Annotated in this window: 16 protein-coding genes and 4 tRNA genes; 12 read left to right on the top strand and 8 right to left on the bottom strand. The window is 62.0% G+C overall.

Annotated elements, in window-relative coordinates:
• Positions 1-9: 9 nt before the first annotated feature.
• From OOB33_RS00300 to OOB33_RS00285, 5 genes are all read right to left on the bottom strand, one after another.
• Positions 10-312, bottom strand: coding sequence for a glycosyltransferase family 2 protein (locus tag OOB33_RS00300; protein ID WP_271007202.1), 303 nt, complete (start codon positions 310-312; stop codon positions 10-12).
• A complete protein-coding gene (locus tag OOB33_RS00295) occupies positions 309-1,427 on the bottom strand; it encodes a hypothetical protein (RefSeq protein WP_271007201.1) in 1,119 nt (372 codons plus the stop codon). The genes OOB33_RS00300 and OOB33_RS00295 overlap by 4 nt, the downstream gene beginning before the upstream one ends.
• Complete coding sequence (locus OOB33_RS24475) at positions 1,385-1,711, bottom strand: toxin-activating lysine-acyltransferase (protein ID WP_442953031.1); 327 nt, start codon at positions 1,709-1,711, stop codon at positions 1,385-1,387. The genes OOB33_RS00295 and OOB33_RS24475 overlap by 43 nt, the downstream gene beginning before the upstream one ends.
• 225 nt (positions 1,712-1,936) lie before the next feature.
• On the bottom strand, positions 1,937-2,884 hold the full coding sequence (locus OOB33_RS00290; RefSeq protein ID WP_271007200.1) for a polysaccharide deacetylase family protein: 948 nt from the start codon (positions 2,882-2,884) through the stop codon (positions 1,937-1,939).
• Between the two features lie 7 nt (positions 2,885-2,891).
• Positions 2,892-3,377 carry a GNAT family N-acetyltransferase gene (locus OOB33_RS00285; protein WP_171829033.1) on the bottom strand — a complete coding sequence of 162 codons (486 nt, stop codon included), beginning with the start codon at positions 3,375-3,377 and terminating at the stop codon, positions 2,892-2,894.
• A gap of 472 nt (positions 3,378-3,849) precedes the next feature.
• On the opposite strand from OOB33_RS00285, the gene OOB33_RS00280 reads away from it, so the two are divergent.
• Entirely contained in the window at positions 3,850-5,373 is a 1,524-nt protein-coding gene (locus OOB33_RS00280; RefSeq protein WP_271007199.1) for a tryptophan halogenase family protein, read from the top strand.
• 113 nt (positions 5,374-5,486) lie between these two features.
• On the opposite strand, the gene OOB33_RS00275 is transcribed toward OOB33_RS00280, so the two are convergent.
• Positions 5,487-8,153 (bottom strand): TonB-dependent receptor, encoded by a 2,667-nt coding sequence (locus OOB33_RS00275; protein ID WP_271007198.1) that lies wholly within the window; start codon positions 8,151-8,153, stop codon positions 5,487-5,489.
• Positions 8,154-8,433: 280 nt separating this feature from the next.
• On the opposite strand from OOB33_RS00275, the gene OOB33_RS00270 reads away from it, so the two are divergent.
• Together OOB33_RS00270 and OOB33_RS00265 are read left to right on the top strand one after the other, a co-directional pair.
• Positions 8,434-9,384 (top strand): cupin-like domain-containing protein, encoded by a 951-nt coding sequence (locus OOB33_RS00270; RefSeq protein ID WP_271007197.1) that lies wholly within the window; start codon positions 8,434-8,436, stop codon positions 9,382-9,384.
• 21 nt (positions 9,385-9,405) lie between these two features.
• Positions 9,406-10,425 (top strand): cupin-like domain-containing protein, encoded by a 1,020-nt coding sequence (locus OOB33_RS00265; protein ID WP_271007196.1) that lies wholly within the window; start codon positions 9,406-9,408, stop codon positions 10,423-10,425.
• A gap of 23 nt (positions 10,426-10,448) precedes the next feature.
• On the opposite strand, the gene OOB33_RS00260 is transcribed toward OOB33_RS00265, so the two are convergent.
• Both OOB33_RS00260 and OOB33_RS00255 read right to left on the bottom strand, forming a co-directional pair.
• A complete protein-coding gene (locus OOB33_RS00260) occupies positions 10,449-12,059 on the bottom strand; it encodes a tryptophan halogenase family protein (RefSeq protein WP_271007195.1) in 1,611 nt (536 codons plus the stop codon).
• A gap of 107 nt (positions 12,060-12,166) precedes the next feature.
• A complete protein-coding gene (locus OOB33_RS00255; RefSeq protein WP_271007194.1) occupies positions 12,167-14,959 on the bottom strand; it encodes a TonB-dependent receptor in 2,793 nt (930 codons plus the stop codon).
• A gap of 673 nt (positions 14,960-15,632) precedes the next feature.
• Here OOB33_RS00255 and OOB33_RS00250 point away from each other — a divergent pair.
• From OOB33_RS00250 to rplA, 9 genes are all read left to right on the top strand, one after another.
• A tRNA-Tyr gene (locus tag OOB33_RS00250) sits at positions 15,633-15,718 on the top strand.
• A 76-nt stretch (positions 15,719-15,794) separates the two neighbouring features.
• A tRNA-Gly gene (locus OOB33_RS00245) sits at positions 15,795-15,868 on the top strand.
• An 85-nt stretch (positions 15,869-15,953) separates the two neighbouring features.
• Positions 15,954-16,028: transfer RNA gene (locus OOB33_RS00240), tRNA-Thr, on the top strand.
• A 48-nt stretch (positions 16,029-16,076) separates the two neighbouring features.
• Complete coding sequence (gene tuf, locus OOB33_RS00235; RefSeq protein WP_102766014.1) at positions 16,077-17,267, top strand: elongation factor Tu; 1,191 nt, start codon at positions 16,077-16,079, stop codon at positions 17,265-17,267.
• Between the two features lie 15 nt (positions 17,268-17,282).
• Positions 17,283-17,358 (top strand) — tRNA-Trp (locus tag OOB33_RS00230).
• Between the two features lie 149 nt (positions 17,359-17,507).
• A complete protein-coding gene (gene secE, locus OOB33_RS00225) occupies positions 17,508-17,891 on the top strand; it encodes a preprotein translocase subunit SecE (RefSeq protein ID WP_102769408.1) in 384 nt (127 codons plus the stop codon).
• Between the two features lie 85 nt (positions 17,892-17,976).
• Positions 17,977-18,564: a transcription termination/antitermination protein NusG gene (gene nusG, locus OOB33_RS00220; RefSeq protein ID WP_102769409.1), complete on the top strand. Its 588-nt coding sequence runs from the start codon at positions 17,977-17,979 to the stop codon at positions 18,562-18,564.
• A 187-nt stretch (positions 18,565-18,751) separates the two neighbouring features.
• Entirely contained in the window at positions 18,752-19,183 is a 432-nt protein-coding gene (gene rplK / locus OOB33_RS00215; protein WP_271007193.1) for a 50S ribosomal protein L11, read from the top strand.
• A gap of 1 nt (position 19,184) precedes the next feature.
• Entirely contained in the window at positions 19,185-19,892 is a 708-nt protein-coding gene (rplA, locus tag OOB33_RS00210; RefSeq protein ID WP_102769411.1) for a 50S ribosomal protein L1, read from the top strand.
• Positions 19,893-20,193 lie beyond the last annotated feature (301 nt).

Raw genomic sequence — 20,193 nt, 5'->3', positions numbered from 1 at the left:
CGCGCGCGACTAGCTGCGCGCGCTGTCAACATCGAGGAAAGCGACCATCAGAGACTTGGTGCTTCGCGCACTGAAGTTGCGCGCAGCGGCAGCGCCGCGTGCGCCGCCGTTGCGAACATAACGCGCGCGCAATCCGGTGTCGATCGCAGCCGCCACCACGTCTGCAGTGCGGCCATCCTGCCAGTCGCCGTCATCATCGACGATGACCTTCTGTGGGGCTAGGCCCTGTCCGGCGACACTGTCCAACGCCCGGGCCATTAGCGTGGGCCGGTTGCGTGTCGGGATGATCAGTGCGATTTGCGGGCTGGTCATGGGGCGGCCTTGCTAGCGGCAGGGCGACACAGTTTTACGGGTTGAAAGCGGCCGTCCACAACCCCCATGCCTACCGCTATGCCGCTGGGGTCTACGCTGGTCACGAACCTCAGGCTGTCGGCAACCTTCGCCGGCAGCTTGATGTCGCTGTTGCTGCGCCGGTCGCGGGCATAGATCCGGCTGACGGTTCGATCAGGATGATTGACGAAGCCATACAGCGTGTCAGAGTCACCTGTGTTGAGAGTCAACATCGACGGCGAAGGCACTTCCAGCGTGATTTGCTTTCCCGCGTCCCAGACAGCCCCCACCGACCTGGTACCCCGATCGATGTTCCCGACGAATTGGCCAGAGGCGGTACGTGCCAATGCTGCGCCGGGCGAATTGGACAGCAGCGTCGGCGCCGAAACATTGCAGTGTCCGTCGATGCGCCAGTAAGCTGGATGAAAACCGTCAGACTGGCCAACGGCACCGACGATGTAGCCATCATCCGTGATTGCGTTCGCTAAGGTCGCGCCGCTGTTGAAACTCGAGTCCCTTGCGGCGACTAGGCCAGGCAGCAATCTGGGCGTCGAGTCATGTGAACACCACACCATGGCGACTGACCGTCCCATTCCGCGGTTCACGGCCGGGATCTGGCCAATTCCAATGATTCGGCTAGACGAATCGATGCCGACCGCCTGCATCTCCTCGACATGGGCGAGCGTCGCCAATCGTTTCGCGGCCTCACCGCCCGGCCAGACGACCGGCAAGAACAGCGGTTCGAATCTTGCGGAGTCATACGCGTATCCGACAACCGTGCCATCGTTGGCGACGGCCCGCGCGAAACCTTCGGCGAAGCCGCTGATCGACGGCATCGGAATTGCAACCCCTTTCTTGAGTACGAACGCCGTCGAGCACTGCCGAGGGCCGCGGCAGGGAGTAGTCCGCTTCAGCAGGTCTTCGCCACTGGCCACCACATGGGTCCCATCGACGCTCATCGCGACGGTGCCCCACCAATTCACGGAGTTTCCGCATTGCGTGCACAACGGCTCTAGTGAGGCTGCTTCGGCGAAACTTGGCGTCCATGAAACGGTCAGAACTGCGAATACAGCTGCGAGCCAAAGTGGGTAGTGCATAGCCTTCTTTCCTTAGTGAAGATCCGCGGGCTGAGCGGTTGCCAGGGGCCCTGTGATGCGGAGTCCCTGATGATCGGCTGCGCGTGACCGTGAGGGTCGACGGAATCAAAGATGCAGCGCAGGCTACCGTCGTTCCACTCACGCCAATGAAGTAGGTAGCTCGGCTCGCGCTGGCATGCCGACAAGTCGGCATCGGTGAGTGTGGCCCAAGGCATGAAGCCGACTGGGGCATCGGCATCGTTGAAATGAACGATGAACTGGGGCGCGGATAGGGTCGGTTTGATGAGCGCGACTTGTTGCGTGCGCGTGAGCGAATACAGCGCTGCGGCGTTGCCGATGGTGTGTCTAGGCCGACGAAGGGTGCGATGCCGTTCGTGATGAACGGCCGGGCGGGGCCGTGGCGCACCGGCTCTGCAGCCTGCCAGCGCCTGCCGGTCATGCGCTGAGCCTGTGCGTGCTCGGGCGCACCGTCACCGGACGTGTGCAGCCGATCGATGCCAAACAGACCCTCAGTGCTCTGGCCGCGGCCAGGCTTTGAAGCGTTCGCCGGGCGCCGAGCCGGCTTGTAGCTCGCGCCATGCCTGCATCAGCTCGCGCATGCGCAGCAGCTTCAGCCCTTCGACCTCGAGTGCCTTGGGCAGGCGCGGGTCCAGATGCAAGCGGGTGTCGGCCACCCGTGCCGCCCAATCAGGCGCCAAGGCGCGCAGTTCCGGCGCATCGACGGCCGGGTGGCTGATCAGCAGCGACACGCCTTCGGGCAATCCGCCTAAAAGCCGTTGGCAGTGGCTGAAACGGTCGCCGGCATCGTTCAGCGGCAGTTCGGCCCAGGCATCGAACAGCACCTGGCCCGCAGCGCTGGCCTGCAGCAGCTCACCATGGGCGCGCTGGGCGGCCTCGGCGCCGATATTGCACAGCCGGGCCAGGCCGTCGGCGCTGAGCCGTATCAGGCTGATCGGCAGGCCGTGCGTCATGCCCAGTTCGGCATAGATGCTTAGCAGGCCGGGGGCGACCAGGGTCAACATATGGCTGTCCAGGTGGCTGGGGTTGAGGCCCAGGCTGCGCAGCCGCTGGATCTGCGCCTCCAGCTCCAGCCGCACTTCGCCAGGCCGGGCATGGGCATGGGTGTCGCGCGCCGAAGCCCAGAAGTAGCCCTGCGCATCGACCAGGCTGGACGCAGCCGCCAGGCCGCTGACCGGCGCGAAGCGAAAGCTCGACCATTCGCTGTTGAGCACCAGGTGGACGCCCAGATCATGGTCGCCGCGCAGGCACAGCTCGGCCAGTGCCGGCAGCCAGGGCGAAGGCGCCATCACCGAGGCCGAGCTGAGGCAGCCCTCGGTGTGGATGCGTCGGTACGCCTCCAGCGTGGCCTGACACAGGCCGACGTCGTCGGCATGCAGCACGACCGCGCGCTCGCCCGGGCGCAGGCCCAGCTTCTCCAACCATTGCAGACGGTTCATGGCGCGCTCAACTGTCGGCGCCGAGCAGCCGGCTGGTGTAGATGCCCGGCGTGGACCCCGGGATTTCAACCGCCTTGAAGTAGCGGCGCTGCAGCGGGGCGAAGTCGGGGCGTATGCCGCCGAGCACGGCGTAGGCATGGCCGTCGTCAGCCATTGCATGGAAGACGCAATTGCTCAGCGCATGGCAGAGCTGGGTGCCGCGCAGATCTGGGTGCAGGCCGATGGGGCCGGCAAAGCCGCGGCAGGTCACCTCGTAGGCCGCGAAGCCGACGATCTGCCCTTCGCGAATGGCCAGGAAGAGGCTGATCGGGTCACGCGCAAAGGCGGCACTGATCTCGTCGGCCCAGCCGCGGCTGAAATGCTGTCTGACCCAGTCCAGCACCTGGCTCTTTTCATAGGAACGGGCGCGGCGCAGGTCCAGCGCCAACTCGTCCAGGCAAGGCTGATAACGCCCGCGCGAAGGCAGGTCGTAAAGCCGAATCAACATGTCCATGGCATCCCTCCGGCACCGCCGGTGGCTGGGCCGTCGGTCTGCGCCGACAGGGCTCGTTGGGCCACCAGCAACACTTCTGCTCTGTCCGGTGCCTTGGCAATGGCCAGGCCCGGAGGCTTACGAAACCGGCCGTACAGCTGTCCAGTTAGGAGATGAAATGTATACCAATGTAAGTCCAATTTATTCAGTGAAACCTCGGGGCTCAGCCCCTGCTCCGGCGGAGTTCGGCGGCGTCCTCGACGGCTGAACGCCACCCTGCATCTGTCGTGCTTCTGCTCCGCATCGCTCCTGGGATGCGAGCCTGTTCCAGGCAGAACGATGGCGCTTGTCGGCGGCGCCGGCCTTGTGTCCGGTCGGGCATGTGAGCAGCCCCGAGGCGGGGTATTCCCACATGGCGACCAATAAAATACCAGTCACGATGGCAACCCTGGCCGACCCGCTCACGTCGGCTTGATTCCGAATCAACATGCCCATGAAGACCCAACGCATTGCCATCATCGGCGGCGGCACCGCCGGTTGGTTGGCTGCCAACCACCTCGGCCGCGAGTTGCACGCCGATCCTGAGGTTGAGATCACTGTGATCGAGTCCGAGGATGTGCCCATCATCGGGGTGGGCGAGGGCACGGTGCCTTCGATCAAGGCGGCGCTGCGCCGATTTGGCATCTCCGAGGCGGAGCTGTTGTTGTCTTGCGAGACCACCTTCAAGACCGGCATCAAGTTCCAGGGCTGGTTGGATGCGGGCCGGCATGGCCCCGAGAACTTCTACTACCACCCGTTCGCGACACCGTTCCCTGGTGGTGTGGACATCGCTCCGTGGTGGGTGCAACAGGGCCATGAGGCGCCAGCCTTCCACCATGTGTCCATGAGTGCGGGGCTGTCCGAGGCCGGACGCTGCCCCAAGCGGGTCGAATCGGGCGCCTACGAGGGGGAGGTTGACTATGCCTACCACGTCAACGCGCATCAATTTGCCAAGCTGCTGGCGCGCAATGCGCAGCAACGCTTTGGCGTCAAGCATCGCCTGGCGACGGTGCTGGGCGCCGAGCGCCAGCCAAATGGCGACATCGGAGCCCTGAGAACAAAGAATGGCGAGCGATGGGCCTTTGACTTCTATGTCGATTGCAGTGGGTTTGCTTCATTGCTGACCCAGCAGGTGTTGAAAGTGCCCTTTGTCGACAAGTCTCACCAGGTCCTGACCGATACGGCGCTGGTGCAGCAAGTCCCTTTCGAGCCCGGTGCAGCGATTCCACCCTACACCCTGGCGCGCGCCCATGAAGCGGGCTGGATCTGGGACATTCCGGTGACCGAGCGGCGCGGCACGGGCTTTGTTTATGCCAGCAGTTGCATGAGCGAGGATGCCGCCGTCCAGGCGTTTGCCCACTACCTGGGACGTCCGCTTCAAGGCTTCGAGCCACGCAAGATCGCGATGAAGATCGGCTTCAGGCAGGAGTTCTGGACGCACAACTGCGTGGCCTTGGGCTTGGCGCAAGGCTTTGTCGAGCCTCTGGAGGCCACGTCCATCCTCTTGACCGATTTCAGTGCCAACCTGCTGGCCAAGAATTTCCCGCGCCAGCTCGGTGATGCCGGCGCCTTGCGGGGGCATTTCAATGCAGCGACCCGGTATGCCTGGGAGCGCGTGATCGATTTTGTGCAGCTGCACTACCACCTCTCGGATCGTGAGGATTCCGAGTTCTGGCGTGCGCAGCGATGCCCGACCCATCTCTCGGCCGTGCTGAGGGAGCGGCTTGCCAAATGGCGCTTGCTGCCGCCCCATTCCACTGACTTTTCAAGCCGGTTTGAGCTGTTCAACGTCGAGAACTTCCTGTACGTGCTCTACGGCATGCACTTCGCGACACAAGGCTTCCCGATCTCCGACTTGGAGCGGCAGGATGGTGTCGAACAGCTGGCGCAGATCCACGCCCATACCCGGCAACTGCTCAAGACCTTGCCATCGCATGAGGACTGGCTGCGGGGCCTGCGTCGCGCGGCGGGACGCTAGTCTTCGCTGGAGGCGCCCGGCGATCGCGGGCGGGCCAAACAGCCGTTCCAGAGCGACTGCAAGACGAAAAAAGGCCCGGCATTGCCGGGCCTGAATGCCGGGGCGAGCGGTTCTTAGAACTTCACGCTCAGACCGAGGCGGTAGCTTGTTTCACCCATGAAGGACCAAGCGGGATAGCCGAGCTTCATGTTCGACTTCACGTTCTTGTTGTCCACTGCGGCAACGCCGTACTGCACATCGTCTTGTTTCAGCAGGTTGACGGCTTCAAACGTCAGGCGCAGCGACTTGTTGATGTTCCAGCCGGCGCTGAAATCCAAGGAACCGTAGGGATCGTGCATGCGGTAGTTGTAGTAACCGCTTTCACGAATCATGTACTTGGAGCGCCAGTTGTAGGCCAGACGCGCAGAGTAATCCGCAGTTTCATAGAACCCGACCAGGTTCATGTTGTGCTTGGAAGAATCCGTGAACACCGTCAGCTCATCGGGATAGCTGTTGGCAGGTGCCTTGGCATCTGAATAGGTGTAGCTGCCAGCAAAGCCGAAGCCATTGGCGAAGCTGTGGTTGAGCTGCAGTTCCAGGCCGTTGATCTTCGCGCCGCCGCCGGTGACATAGGTCGTGGTCGTCCAGCTGTCGACCTTGCTGAGTGGATCCACCACGTTCAGCTTCTGGTCGCGCTTGACGATGGCCGTGCCAAAGTTGTCGATGCTCTTATGGAACAGGGTGGCCGCGACCATATTGCCGCGCCCGTAGTAGTACTCGATGCCCAAGTCAAACTGCTTCGACGATTGCGGCTTCAAAGCCACGGAGCCGTAGAACATGTTCTCGTTGCCCGCACGATCGTCGTCATAGCCAGCCTGCTTGACAAGCATCCGGTCGAAGTTGGGGCGTGTAATGGCCTTGGCCGCCGCAACACGCAGGATCGTGTTGCGATCAAGGTTGTAGGCCGCATTCAGGCTCGGCAGCCAGTCGCTGTAGCTGGCCTTCTCCTCGCTGATGTTCTTGCTCCAGCCCGAGTTGTTCGGGATGTCGTTGGGCTGCGGTTTGCCATCAAACACATAGGCACGGCCCGTCACATTCGTGTGGATGTAGCGCAGGCCGAAGTTGCCGCGCCAGCCGGCTTTCTCGAACTCGAACATGCCGTAGGCCGCCGTGTTCTTCTCCTCGATCTGGCCGAAACTCGAGCGCTGCTGGGTCCAACCCGCAGTATTGGCCGTGTAGATCGCCTCCATTGCATCGAGGTTCGCACCGGGGAAGGACCAGCCATTGGTGCCCATCTTGATGGTGCCGTTGCCGTAGAGATCGCTCACGTTGCCGGGCGTCTTCGTGGCTTTCCAGCCGGTCGCGCGAATGCCGTCTTGCTCGTACTTGTGGTGGGTGGCGCGCAGGCCTGCCTTGAATGAGGTCAGGCCGTTCCAATCGAGATCAAACGTGCCATCGACCTGGGCGAAGCGCTCTTTGTCCGAGTTCGGCTGCTGCAGGTCCCGCGCCCAGCCGGTGGGCAGCACTTGCTTGGGCAGATTGGACAGAGAGACATCCATCGAGCTGGCCGGAGAGATGACCACTTCTTTGCCGGTAGCATCGATCGTGCCCTTGAACTTGGGCAGGTTGGGGGTGCCGAAGCCGTCATCCCACCAGCCGAACCCGTAGTTCATGGTGTGGCTGGTGCCACCCTTGGCCTTGGTTTCACCCGCCAGCGCATCCAGCTTGAAGCCGTCGGCCTTGAAGCTGCCGTTCAGGACCAGGCTGTCCGAGCTCATCTTGCCGCGGCGAGCCCAGGTCTGCATGAAGGTGTTGATCGGGCTGGTCTTGCCGTTCATGCCGTAGTCGCCGGCCACGCACAGGCCCGCAGCGTTCTTCTGCGTGCAGTTCGACACCTGGCCCGGGTCTTCGTTCAGGCCGAAGAACAGGTAGTGGTTGCTGTTCAGGTTGTCACCGGTGAGCTCCAGGTTCAGATAGTTCAGGCCGAGCTCGATGTTGTCGCTGGGCTTGGCCTGCAGCGTCACGTTCACAGCATTGCGCTTGCGGTCCTGAACGAAAGTGGCAGGAGCCACGTCGCCAGCCCAGCTGTTGTCCGACTCGATACCGCGGCGAACGTACTCACTCTTCTCCATCGCCCCGGCCACCAGCACACCGAAGGTCTTGGCTTCGTTGCGCCAGCTGTACAAGCCAGCCACATCCTTGGAGAGGTCCGTGCTGACCGTACCCTTGCCGAGCTTGACGCCACCGAACACCGAGTTCGGCTTGAGGTCCAGAGGCTTGCGCGTCTTGACGATCACGGTTCCGCCAATGCCACCTTCGGTCAGGTCGGCCTGGGAAGACTTGTAGACCTCCATGCCGCCAATCAGCTCGGAAGGCAGCAACGAGTAGTTGAATGAACGATCCACGGTCGCTTGGTCATACCAACCCGTCGATGCGACGGTCTGGCCATTGAGCGTGGTGTAGGTCATCTGCGGGTCCGAACCCCGGATTGACACCGAAGCGCCCTGGCCGAAGGCTCGTCCCACCGAAACACCCGGCAGCCGGCCCAGCGACTGGCCAACGTCGGAGTCGGGCAACTTGCCCACATCTTCGGCCGACACCGCGTCCACCACGGCGCTGGCGTTCTTCTTGATGTTGACGGCGGATTCCAGCGAGGCGCGGATGCCGGTGACCACCACCTTCTCCAGCTGACTGGAGTCCGTGGCCTTGGTGGCGTCGGCCTGCTGCGCTTGCACGGCCAGCGCCGTGCTCAGCAGTGTCAGAGCCACCGCAGTGGCGATCGGCGTGTGCTTGACCTTCATGAATGCTCCTTGGTGTGGCCGGCGTCGGAAACGGTCCGGCATGTTTTGTGGGTGAGGACCGGCGGCTGCGATGGCCGGATGGACTGGTTCGATCTCGGCTGCCCAAAAACGAACAACCAATGAAATACCAATGCGCAAAATGTATGGTGCCACTATGCTACCAATTAAGGGCCCGTGCTTACCCTGTTGTTGCATCCTCGCGATCTGAGTCTTGGAGGCGCACTAGGATCATCAAACCGGGCGGTGGCCTGTTTTTTCCGCATTGCGTCGAGGGGCATGGATGAAGTCAGTGGAGGTTTGCACGGCTCAGGACGAGCCAGTGCTGCGCGAGCGTTTGGAGGCTCGGCTTACACCGTTGGTTCTCAGGGGTTTGGTCGCCCAATGGCCGGCCGTGCATCGAGGCCGCGAAGGCGAGACGGCCATTTGCGACTACCTCGGCCAGTTTGATCGGGGGCATTTGGTGGTCGCCACCAAGACCCGCGCCGCTGCACGTGGGGTGATGGGCTACAACGAAAGCCTGACTGACTTTTCTTTCGTCAAAGCTCGCATGAGCTTGGGGGAGTTCATCGCCAACTTGAAGGCATTTCTGCCGGTGCATGGGGCCCCCGCGATCGCGGCACAGTGCGCCAAGGTCAGTGAGGTGATCCCGGGTTTCAGCGAGGAAAACCGATTGCAGGCCTTGCCCGGTGTGGTGCCCAATTTTTGGTTGGGCAATGCGCTCACCGTGCCGGTGCACCACGACCATCCTTACAACGTGGCTTGTGTGGTGGCCGGGCGTCGGCGCTTCACCCTGTTCGCACCTGAACAGGTGAGCAATCTCTACATCGGCCCCTTGGAGCACACCCCATCGGGTGCGCCCATCTCGGTCGTTCACCCCCAATCGCCGGATCTGACGCGCTATCCGCGCTACCGCGAGGCGCTGGCTTCGGCCTCTGTGGCTGAACTGGAGCCCGGTGATGCGCTGTACATACCTCCGCTGTGGTACCACCAAGTCGAAGCGTTGGAGAAGGTCAATTTGTTGATCAATTATTGGTGGCCGGTGCAGGGGCAGCCGCAATTGCCCAGTCCGGCTGCCACGCTGATGCAGGCGATCCAGGTGCTGAATGCGCTGCCGGCCGCGCAACGCGAGGCCTGGGCGGCCCTGTTCAATCACTATGTGGTGCAGCGCGAGCTTGATTCCAGTGCGCATATTCCTGAGCCCTGGCGTGGTGCGCTGGCCCGGCGATCCTGAGACCGAACGAGGACGAGTTCAATGCAAGCGATGAAGGAGTTAGGCAGCATCAGCCGCACGCAGTTCGAGCGCGAGGTGCTGCCTGCCTATGAGCCGGTGGTCTTGCGCGGCGTGGCCGCGCATTGGCCCCTGGTGCAGCAGGGGCGGGCGGGGCTTGAGCCCTGTCTGCGCTATTTGATGGGTTTTGACCAAGGCAAGCCGGTCGATGCCTTGCTGGCCAAGCCCGAGCCTGTGCGCGCCTTTGGCTACCGGCCAGAGCTGGACGGCTTCAATTTCATGCATGACAAGCGGCCGCTTGCCACCCTGTTCGAGCAGCTGTGGCGCTACAGTCATTTTCCGGATCCGCCGAGCCTGGCCGTGCAGAGTGTGGCGGTGGCGGAGGCTTTGCCAGGGCTGGCGCAGGCCAACGAGCTTGTGTTGCTGGATGCGGCGCTCGCGCCCCCACGGATCTGGATTGGCAACCGTGCCACCGTGCCCGCGCATTTCGATGACTCGCACAATGTGGCCTGTGTTACGGCAGGCCGGCGCCGCTTCACTCTTTTGCCGCCACAATGCGCGCCCTTGCTCTATATGGGCCCGCCCGACCATGCGCCGACGCAGGCGCCGATGTCGGTGGTTCGTGACTTGTACCAGGCCGATCCGGCAAGCTTCCCGCTGGTTCCGCAAGCACTGGAGCAGGCTCAGGTGGCCGAGCTGGAACCCGGCGATGCGATCTACATCCCGCCACTCTGGTTCCATCAGGTCGAAGCCTTGGCACCGCAGCTCAACATCCTGATGAACTACTGGTGGCGGCCGGCCCCTGCGCCGGGCCGCAAGGATGATCTGCATCTGCCGGCGATGCGTTTGTCCATGCTCGCTTTTCGCCACCTGCCGGCCGCTGAACGCCAGGCCTGGCTGGCGCTGTTCGCGCACTATGTCTTTGGCGCCGAAGCGGAGGCGCTGGCCCATATCCCGGAATCGCAGCGTCATCTGTTCGGCCGCATCGATGCTGGCACCGAGGCGAGGCTCCGCAAAGAGCTGGCGGACTTTCTGAAGGTCTGAGGCGCTCTTGCGGCTTGCGGCCGCTACCAGAGGTAGAGCTGCAAGGTCTTGTCGCCCACGCGCGGCGGGATGTTGGCCAGCAGCTCGCGATGGTCCGGAAAGTTCAGGCTGCTGCGTGCAACAAAGTCGTCCACCGCATCGAGGCGATGCCGTCCCTCATGCGCGCTGGGCGGGCGCAGGTCTTCAGCTTCGGGAAAGATGCCCATGCCAGCCAGCAGTGCGTACCAGGAGACGATGGGGTAGCCGTGTCCGCAGCGCCCTGCTTTCAGCGCTGCAGCCAGAGGTTTGCGCGCCATCCAGGTCATCAGCACAGTCTGCAGTGATTCCGACAGGTTCATGTTTGCAGCGTTGGCGCGCCAGTAGTCCGTGTCGCTGCGGGAGTTGGTCTTGTAGTGAGCGACGATGTAGTCCCGCGTGTTCTCAAAGCGAGAGGCCATCCCCTCGTTGAACTTGTGCTGTGCGGCCGGGCCGACATCGCCCTGTTCCAGGGCTTCCACCAGCATGGATGCGGTGCGTTGCACGAACAGCAGCGCGGTGGCTTCGAGCGGTTCGATGAAGCCTTGAGACAAGCCCACGGCCACGCAGTTGCGATTCCATTGCTGGGCCATACGGCCGACGCGCATCTTGAGATGCCGGGCCGGTGTGTCCGCGTCCAGCAAACCCAGGTGCCGGCGCAGCTCGGTTTCGGCTTCATCCGGGGAGCAATGCGCGCTGCTGTAGACATAGCCATTGCCATATCGGTTGGTCAATGGAATCTTCCAGGCCCAGCCATGACGCAGCGCGGTTGACACGGTTTGCGATTCGATCGGCCCCGCCAACTCGGTCGGCATGGCGATGGCCGCATCATTGAAGAGATTTTCTGCGTAGGAAATGAAGGGTGTCTGCAGCGCCTGGCCGATCAGCAGCGACGCGAAGCCGCTGCAGTCGACGAAGAAATCGGCCTCCACCGACTGCTCGCCATCGAGTTGCAGGCGGGCGATGTCACCGTGCTCGTTGAGCTGCACCCGTGTGACATGGCGCTGCACATGCCGAACTCCGCGCTCCACGGCCTTGCGCCCGAGGAACTGCCCCAGCAGGGTCGCGTCGAAGTGATAGCCGTACCAGATGTCAAAGGGAAAGCTGTGTTGGGCTCGCGGCCCACGGCCCTGACGGGCCAGCGCCGCAGCGACAAAGAAGCGGTCAGGGTGGGCGTACACATCGGCACCTTCCAGCCGGGCGTGCACGTTGTCGACGAACTGATGCATGGTCATGTTGTCCAGCATCGACGCGAAGGGGTGGAAATAGCGCTCGAAGCCCGGCTTGGTGGACCAGTTCTGAAAGGTGATGCCACTTTTGTAGGTGGCGTTGCAAGCGGGCATCCACTCTGATTCTTCGATGCCCAGACCGTCGAAGAAACCGCGCAGCCAGGGCGTCGACCCTTCGCCCACACCGATGATGCCCACCTGCGGTGACTCGACCACGGTCACTTGCAAGCGCGGCCCATAGGCCGTACTGGCGAGCATCAAGGCCGTCATCCAGCCCGCTGTTCCGCCGCCGACCACACAGACGTGGCGAACCGGTGGCGGTGCGTCCGTGGTGCCGCCCGCCGGGCGTGCATTCAGTTGTTGGTTGAAAACGGTGGCAGTGTCGGCCATGAGCAAGTCGCCAGTAAAAAGGGGAGCGTGATGAACACGCCCCCCTTTGATTGTGGTTCAACCTGGGCACTGCGGAAGCCCGAAGGCATCGCGAGCGCCCTGGTGCATCAATACTTGATGGTTGCTGTCACGTAGAACTGGCGGCCATTCTTGTAGATGGCGCGCGGCTGAGACTCAAAGTCACCGAAGTACTTCAGGGTCGGGTCGTTCAAGTTCTGGGCGTCCAGGCTCAGCGCAAAGTTGTCGTTGAACTTGTAACCCAGCGAAGCCGACAGGACGCCGCCGCCTTGTTGGTAGTAACGGCTGCCACGGTCACGTCCGAGGTAGTTGTTGGACGAGTAGCCGTAGTTCACGCGGGCCGAGAAGTTGTCGTTCTCGTAGTAGCCACCCAGATTGGCCGAGTGCTTGACTGAGCCACGCAGATCCTTGCCGTCTTCGTCGTGCGCGTCAGCATAGGTATAGCTGCCGCTGATGCCGAAGTTCTGGAAGACCGGGGTTTCAAACGCGAACTCCAGGCCCGTGACGCTGGCCTTCTTGTTGATCTGGGTTTGCAGATCGAACTGGGCCGTCACGAACGTGCCGGGTGGCACCACGGGGCCGCCCACGGTCTGACGCAGGTCGGTGGTGTAGGTGCCACGCTTGACGCCTTCGGTGATGTAGCTGCCCAGATGCATGTGGAAGGCGCCCATCGAAACGAAGGCGCGCGGTGCGAAGTACCACTCCACATTGGCGTCAAAGTTCGTCGAACGGATCGGATCCAGATCCGGGTTGCCGGCGCTGCCGGTGCCGATCGTCTTGCCGGTCGCATCGGTGTAGCCACCCAGGTTGCGAGCAGCCGAGAGCGCCGTGTAGTCCGGGCGAGTCAGGGTACGCGACAGGGCCAGACGAGCCACGACCTTCGGCGTCACGTCGATGCGGACGCTTGCGCTCGGGAGCAGGTCGGTGTAGCTGTGCTTGTTGTATTCCTGATAGGCGCCGCCTTCGGCGTACCAGGGCGAAGCTGCCCAGCCCGGCTTGGTCTTGTCGGCGGTAGGCACCCAGATCAGAGTCGTGGTCTTGGTGTTCACCACGCGCAGGCCCACATTGCCGCTCCAGCCATCACCTTCCAAGTTGCCCTGCACAAAAGCGGACTTGACGGATTCCTTGACGGAGTATTCGGCGTCCAGGCGACGACGAGTTTCGGGGTTGCGGTTGGCATACTTCGCGCCCCAGGCCGCCATCGCTTCAGCCGAGGGGAAGCGGATGTTGGTCGGGAAGCCGCTGCCCAGACCCGAGCCGAAGTTGCTCGGGTAGGCGCCGGTGTACTCGCTGTCCTTGATGGGGTTCTTGCCGGCGTCCGGGCCTGGGCCTTGGCCGACGATGGGGCCATCGGTGTAGCGCTTGTGCTCGGCACCACGCAGACCGAAGGACAGGCTGCGCAGCATGCCTGCGTCCAGCGCGTACTCACCGTCCACTTGGGCCCAGGTTTCCTTGTCTTGAACGACGACGTTTTGGTCACCGAACACCCAGTCCATCGGGTAGGTCACACCGTCCACAGCCGGGGCTTGCGTGATGCTGAAGGAGGGAGCCGAGCTGCCACCATTCAGCTTGAAGCTGGAGGCGGTGCCCATGATGGCGCCTTCAAACACGTCCTGGCGCAGGGTCTTGCCCTTGCCGTTGGAGGTGCCCACATTGCCCTTGAACTTCAGCGCGTCATTGACCTTCCACGAGCCGTCCAGGCTCACGAAACCGGTCTCGGCCGATGCCTTGCGCGAGATCAGGTCATACGCACCAATCTCAATCGGCTTGGTGAAGGTGTAGCTGGCGCTGGTCAGGATCTTGGTGGTCGGATCCACCGTGATGTTGGAAATGGTGCCTTCACGGCCTGCTTCCGTGCGGCCGAGCGACCACCAGTTGGACAGCAGGTAGTTGCGGTTGTAGTTGTCCGCATCCATCTTGGACGAGAAACCTGTCAGGGTCAGGTCGATGTCCTTGGTCGGCTTGATCTGGGCGCTGATCAGGCCGCCCTTGCGCTCACGCTCTTGGGTGAAGTAGGCGGAGCCCATCAAGTTGGGGAAGGTCGCGCCCTTCAATTGCGGGTGGGCGGCGATCAAGGCGTCGCCATTGCCCAGGTCGGTGAAGGGCTGCAGCGCGATCAAGCCGTCATGGGCCAGGGTTTCGACGCCGTCACGACGCAGCGAACGCTTTTCGTTGAAAACCTGCACCAAGACGCCGAAGGTCTTCTGATCGTTCTTGTAGTTCAGCAGGGCGCTCAGCTGCGGGTCGGTCTTCTTGGGCAGGTCGGCATGCACGGCACCGACGCGGGCTTCAAAGGTCAGGGCCTTGGCGAAGTCCAGCGGCTTGCGGGTGATGATGTTGACCGAGCCGGCGGTGCCACCTTCAATATCCGAGGCTTGGGCGTTCTTGTGGACTTCCACGCGGCTCACCAGCTCGGAGGGCAGCAGCGAATAGCTGACGCTGCGGCCGACGCCGGAGCCGGTCTGGTCCAGAACAAACCAGTCGCCGTTTGCCACGGCGTGGCCGTTCAGCAGGGTTTGAGTCAGGCTGGGGTTGGTGCCGCGCAGACCCACACGATCACGCTCGTCAAAGCCGCCCGAACCACCCGAAGGGCTGTTCAGAATGGTCACGCCAGGCACGCGGGCCAGCGAGTCGGCGACGTTCTTGTCCGGCATCTTGCCGATGTCTTCGGCCGAGATGACATCCACGTGGGTGTCGGCATTGCGCTTGACGCTCAGAGACTTCTCTTGCGAAGCACGAATACCCGTCACGACCACTTGCTCAAGCTGATTGGCTTCAGGCTTGGCCGGCTTGGTTTCTGCGGTTTGAGCCTGCGCTGCCAGCGTCACGCTCAGCAAGGTGAGCGAAACCGCTGCCGCGATCGGCTTTTGTTTGACCTTCATAACTGCTCCTCGATATGGCCGGTATGGATGAGTCGGCCTGTTAAGACGCGGAACCGGCAGCAGACCAATCTGCAAATTGGTCTGAGCCTGGTGCCTCCTTTGACGTACGAATGCAACCAATGCCATGCCACTATACGGCCCGCTAGTGCCACTTTGCTACCACTTTTCGGTTCGTGTTTTCCCTGCTGTGGCGAGCGTGCCACCATGTTTTTTGGTACTTGCTCATGCCGCCCGCGCTGAGTCGAGAGGAGTGGGGTAAAACTCGCACTGCGGACCACTGTCACGCAATCTTGGTAGCACATTGGTATTGCTGGGCGGGCGACCTGCCTTGTGCTGGAACAGGGCTGGCTATGGGCTTGGGCTTGCGTGAAACGCCTGCGTGTGTGGAGCCTGCCTTCGGTCGTGAATCTTTCGCTCGTGAATCTGCTTGGCTTCAGTTGATGGGGGGAGTCTGTTGCGGAGGCCAGTGCGGAGAAGTGTGTCCAAAAGAGCCGGCTGCGACCAACGGTCCTTTGTTCAGGGTGTTCGCCACCGGCAACCCTCCCCTGAGTTCTGGGGCGTTTCGGGATGGGTGTCTGGGTGCGTTCAAGCGCTCGCGGCCATGGCTCTGAAAGATTTTCAGAAAATTTGTTGGCGCAGGAAAAATGCTGTGCTACAGTAGCGGGCTTGCCTCGGAGGGGTGGCCGAGTGGTTAAAGGCAGCAGACTGTAAATCTGCCCGCTTACGCGTACGCTGGTTCGAATCCAGCCTCCTCCACCAAGGCAAACGCTTTTCTTGATTCGAGCTGTCGGCTGGTCCGGCAGCTCGATCCCAAGTCAAGTGGCAAGGCTCCCGGGCGGGAGTAGTTCAATGGTAGAACCTTAGCCTTCCAAGCTAATGACACGGGTTCGATTCCCGTTTCCCGCTCCAGAGTTGGGTGAGAAGCGAAGCAGTGTCAGTTTGTGTCGTCACGGGTTTGTGGTTCTCTGCAAGCAGCCTGCAAACCCGTGCCGATGCCCATGTGGCTCAGTGGTAGAGCACTCCCTTGGTAAGGGAGAGGTCACGCGTTCGATCCGCGTCATGGGCACCACCTCTTTTCTTCTTCTAGTCTGATCGAGTCCTTCTCAGGAGCGCAGAAATGGCAAAAAGCAAGTTTGAACGCACCAAGCCGCACGTCAACGTCGGCACCATCGGTCACGTGGACCATGGCAAGACGACCCTGACGGCTGCGATCGCGACCGTGCTGTCGAAGAAGTTCGGCGGCGAGGCCAAGGCCTACGACCAGATCGACGCTGCGCCTGAAGAAAAGGCTCGCGGCATCACCATCAACACCGCTCACGTCGAGTACGAAACCGCTGGCCGTCACTACGCCCACGTGGACTGCCCCGGCCACGCTGACTATGTGAAGAACATGATCACCGGCGCCGCACAGATGGACGGCGCGATCCTGGTGTGCTCGGCCGCTGACGGCCCGATGCCCCAGACCCGCGAGCACATCCTGCTGGCTCGCCAAGTGGGTGTGAAGTACATCATCGTGTTCCTGAACAAGTGCGACATGGTGGATGACGCCGAGCTGCTGGAACTGGTGGAAATGGAAGTGCGCGAGCTGCTGAGCAAGTACGACTTCCCCGGCGACGACACCCCCATCATCAAGGGTTCGGCCAAGCTGGCTCTGGAAGGCGACACCGGCGATCTGGGCGAGCAAGCCATCATGCGCCTGGCTGACGCTCTGGACAGCTACATCCCCACGCCTGAGCGCGCTGTGGACGGTGCTTTCCTGCTGCCGGTCGAAGACGTGTTCTCGATCTCGGGTCGTGGCACCGTGGTGACCGGTCGCGTTGAGCGCGGCATCATCAAGGTCGGCGAAGAAATCGAAATCGTCGGTATCCGCGACGTGCAGAAGACCACCGTCACGGGCGTGGAAATGTTCCGCAAGCTGCTGGACCAAGGTCAAGCCGGCGACAACGTCGGTATCCTGCTGCGCGGCACCAAGCGCGAAGACGTGGAGCGCGGCCAAGTGCTGGCCAAGCCCGGCACCATCAAGCCGCACACCCACTTCACCGCTGAGGTGTATGTGCTGAGCAAGGAAGAAGGCGGCCGTCACACCCCGTTCTTCAACAACTACCGTCCCCAGTTCTACTTCCGTACGACGGACGTGACCGGTGCTGTGGAGCTGCCGGCCGACAAGGAAATGGTCATGCCCGGCGACAACGTCGGCATCACCGTGAAGCTGATCGCTCCGATCGCCATGGAAACCGGTCTGCGCTTCGCAATCCGCGAAGGTGGCCGTACCGTGGGTTCGGGTGTGGTTGCCACCATCCTCGCTTAAGATTTGTAAGGCCACAGGGGCATAGCTCAATTGGCAGAGCGTCGGTCTCCAAAACCGAAGGTTGGGGGTTCGAGACCCTCTGCCCCTGCCAGCCACCGTTGATCGCGGAAGCTGGTTTGTTGGTCCAGGCATCGGCCCGCGGGAGTTCATCCCGGCGGGCTTTGCTGCTGGTGGGTATCGCCACCGACACTTCCGAAGAATTGAATGCGCAGCTGTGAGGCTGGGCATGGAACCGAATCAATGTCGAATCCTCAAGTCGAAACCGTGACCACCAGCGCCGACAAGGCAAAGCTGGGTGCCGCCGCCGTGTTGCTGGCTGCTGCGCTGTTCGCGTATTACTACCTGGCCAAGCAGGGGCAGTGGGTTCAGTGGGGTGCCTTGCTGGTCTTGCTGGCGGCAGCGTTGGCGGCGTTTTTTACCTCCGAAGCGGGCAAGTCGTTGATTGCTTACGGTCGTGATTCGAGTCGCGAAGTGCGCAAGGTCGTGTGGCCCACGCACAAAGAGGCGCGCCAAATGACCGGCTATGTGTTTGCCTTTGTCGTGGTGATGGCCTTGTTCCTCTGGATCACGGACAAAACCCTGGAATGGGTGATTTACGACTTGATTCTGGGTTGGAAGCGTTGACCGAATCGTGAACAGACGCCTGCGGGCGTCTTTCGCGCTGGAATTGAGCCGCAAGGCAAGCGTTGTAGAGCGTTGAAGGATTGCAATGACTGAAGAACAAGGCACTGTCGTGACCGAGGCTGCTGCAGCCCCCGCCGGGCTTCCCAAGCGCTGGTATGTGGTGCACGCCTATTCAGGCATGGAGAAGGCCGTCGAGCGCAATCTGCGTGAGCGCATTGATCGCGCCGGCATGCAAGACAAGTTCGGTCGCATCCTGGTGCCGACCGAAGAAGTGGTGGAACTGAAGAACGGCAAGAAGGCCGTGACCGAGCGCCGTTTCTTTCCCGGCTATGTGCTGGTGGAAATGGTGATGGAAGACGACACCTGGCACTTGGTCAAGCACACCTCGAAGGTGACGGGCTTTGTGGGTGGTGCGAAGAACCGCCCGGCGCCGATTTCTGAGTCTGAGGTGATGAAGATCGTCAGCCAGATGCAGGAAGGTGTCGAAAAGCCCCGGCCCAAGGTCGAGTGGATGGTCGGCGAAATCGTGCGCGTCAAGGAAGGCCCGTTCACGGACTTCAACGGCGCCATCGAGGACGTCAACTACGACAAGTCCAAGGTTCGTGTGTCGGTCACCATCTTCGGCCGCGCCACGCCGGTGGAGCTGGACTTCTCGCAAGTCGAGAAGGTCTGAGCCACATCTGCTGTTCAAGAGCCTGACAGGGCTCGCGTCGTTCGCAAGAGCAGCGCATCCTGTCCGTAGTCAGCCTGCGACGAGACGCGGGCAAGAGGAGCAAGGGTAAGAGGCGATATGCCTTCAGCCCCTTGCGCTAGCACTCAAGAGCTGCGGCGAGGCCGCTGTGGCTCTTTCAGGAGAAATCATGGCCAAGAAAATTGTCGGCTTTATCAAGCTGCAAGTCGCGGCAGGCAAGGCCAATCCTTCGCCTCCGGTCGGTCCGGCGCTGGGTCAGCGCGGTCTGAACATCATGGAATTCTGCAAGGCGTTCAACGCTCAGACCCAAGGCCACGAGCCGGGTATGAAGTTGCCGGTGGTGATCACCGCCTTCGCAGACAAGAGCTTCACCTTCGTGATCAAGTCGCCCCCGGCGACCGCCCTGATCAAGAAGGCTGCCAAGATCGACAAGGGTTCGCAAAAGGCCCACCTCGAGAAGGTTGGCAAGCTGACCCGCACCCAGCTGGAAGAAATCGCCAAGATCAAGGTCAAGGACTTGACCGCTGCTGATCTGGACGCCGCTGTTCGTACGATTGCTGGTTCCGCTCGCTCGATGGGCGTGCTGGTGGAGGGTGTCTGAAATGGCAAAGCTGACTAAACGCCAAAAGGCCCTGCAAGGCAAGGTCGAAACCACCAAGCTGTACCCCCTGGGTGAAGCGCTGGCCCTGGTGAAGAGCCTGGCCACTGCCAAGTTTGACGAGTCCATCGACGTGGCCGTGCAACTGGGCGTGGACGCCAAGAAGTCTGACCAAGTCGTTCGCGGTGCGGTCGTGATGCCTCACGGTCTGGGCAAGACCAAGCGCGTCGCTGTGTTCGCCCAAGGCGCCAAGGCTGAAGAAGCCAAGGCCGCCGGTGCAGACGTGGTCGGCATGGAAGACCTGGCCGAGCGCATCAAGGCGGGCGACATGCCCTTCGATGTGGTGATCGCTTCGCCCGACACCATGCGTATCGTCGGTACCCTGGGTCAAGTGCTGGGTCCCCGTGGCCTGATGCCTAACCCCAAGGTCGGCACCGTCACCCCCGATGTGGCCACCGCTGTCAAGAACGCCAAGGCGGGTCAAGTCCAGTTCCGCGTGGACAAGGGCGGCATCATTCACGGCACCCTGGGTCGTCGCTCGTTCGAGAACGACAAGCTGGAAGGCAATCTGCGTGCTCTGATCGAAGCCCTGAACAAGGCCAAGCCGGCCAGCAGCAAGGGCGTCTACCTGCGCAAGGTGGCGATCTCCTCCACGATGGGCGTTGGCGCCCGCGTGGATGTGGCCAGCATCAACGCACAAGCTTCGGCCTGATCGGTCGCAAGCGAATTCGATTGAAATGCGGCGCTGGTCTGGCGCTGCATTGATGAATTGGTGGGGCGTCGGCGAATTCCGGTTCGCTGGCGCGTCATCCAAGACCGCTGGTGCGAAGTGCGAGCCCTTGTGGCTGCAGCGCTTTGCTTAATCGGTGAATTTCGGGTGCAAGCCCGGGTTCACGGCCAGCGCAGATGGCGGTCCCGCTGAAAGGAATTGAAAAGCCGCAAGGCTTGGGTTTCCTGACAGAAGGTCGCTGAACCCCGGTGTGTCGGATGCCGCAAGGCGGAAGACACGTTTT

It is taken from the genome of Paucibacter sp. B51 (assembly GCF_027863535.1).
Classification (GTDB): domain Bacteria; phylum Pseudomonadota; class Gammaproteobacteria; order Burkholderiales; family Burkholderiaceae_C; genus Paucibacter_A; species Paucibacter_A aquatilis.
Note: the sequence above shows the minus strand (reverse complement) of the source record. Positions and strands in the feature narration are given on the sequence as shown.

Bases quoted from the DNA above. Each gene is read 5' to 3' on its own strand.
- nusG (WP_102769409.1), top strand. From the start codon at position 17,977: ATGACTGAAGAACAAGGCACTGTCGTGACCGAGGCTGCTGCAGCCCCC.
- OOB33_RS00260 (WP_271007195.1), bottom strand. From the start codon at position 12,059: ATGGCCGACACTGCCACCGTTTTCAACCAACAACTGAATGCACGCCCG.
- OOB33_RS00300 (WP_271007202.1), bottom strand. From the start codon at position 312: ATGACCAGCCCGCAAATCGCACTGATCATCCCGACACGCAACCGGCCC.
- OOB33_RS00290 (WP_271007200.1), bottom strand. From the start codon at position 2,884: ATGAACCGTCTGCAATGGTTGGAGAAGCTGGGCCTGCGCCCGGGCGAG.
- rplK (WP_271007193.1), top strand. From the start codon at position 18,752: ATGGCCAAGAAAATTGTCGGCTTTATCAAGCTGCAAGTCGCGGCAGGC.
- rplA (WP_102769411.1), top strand. From the start codon at position 19,185: ATGGCAAAGCTGACTAAACGCCAAAAGGCCCTGCAAGGCAAGGTCGAA.
- OOB33_RS00285 (WP_171829033.1), bottom strand. From the start codon at position 3,377: ATGGACATGTTGATTCGGCTTTACGACCTGCCTTCGCGCGGGCGTTAT.
- secE (WP_102769408.1), top strand. From the start codon at position 17,508: ATGTCGAATCCTCAAGTCGAAACCGTGACCACCAGCGCCGACAAGGCA.
- OOB33_RS00275 (WP_271007198.1), bottom strand. From the start codon at position 8,153: ATGAAGGTCAAGCACACGCCGATCGCCACTGCGGTGGCTCTGACACTG.
- OOB33_RS00270 (WP_271007197.1), top strand. From the start codon at position 8,434: ATGAAGTCAGTGGAGGTTTGCACGGCTCAGGACGAGCCAGTGCTGCGC.
- OOB33_RS00265 (WP_271007196.1), top strand. From the start codon at position 9,406: ATGCAAGCGATGAAGGAGTTAGGCAGCATCAGCCGCACGCAGTTCGAG.
- OOB33_RS00295 (WP_271007201.1), bottom strand. From the start codon at position 1,427: ATGCACTACCCACTTTGGCTCGCAGCTGTATTCGCAGTTCTGACCGTT.
- tuf (WP_102766014.1), top strand. From the start codon at position 16,077: ATGGCAAAAAGCAAGTTTGAACGCACCAAGCCGCACGTCAACGTCGGC.
- OOB33_RS00280 (WP_271007199.1), top strand. From the start codon at position 3,850: ATGAAGACCCAACGCATTGCCATCATCGGCGGCGGCACCGCCGGTTGG.
- OOB33_RS00255 (WP_271007194.1), bottom strand. From the start codon at position 14,959: ATGAAGGTCAAACAAAAGCCGATCGCGGCAGCGGTTTCGCTCACCTTG.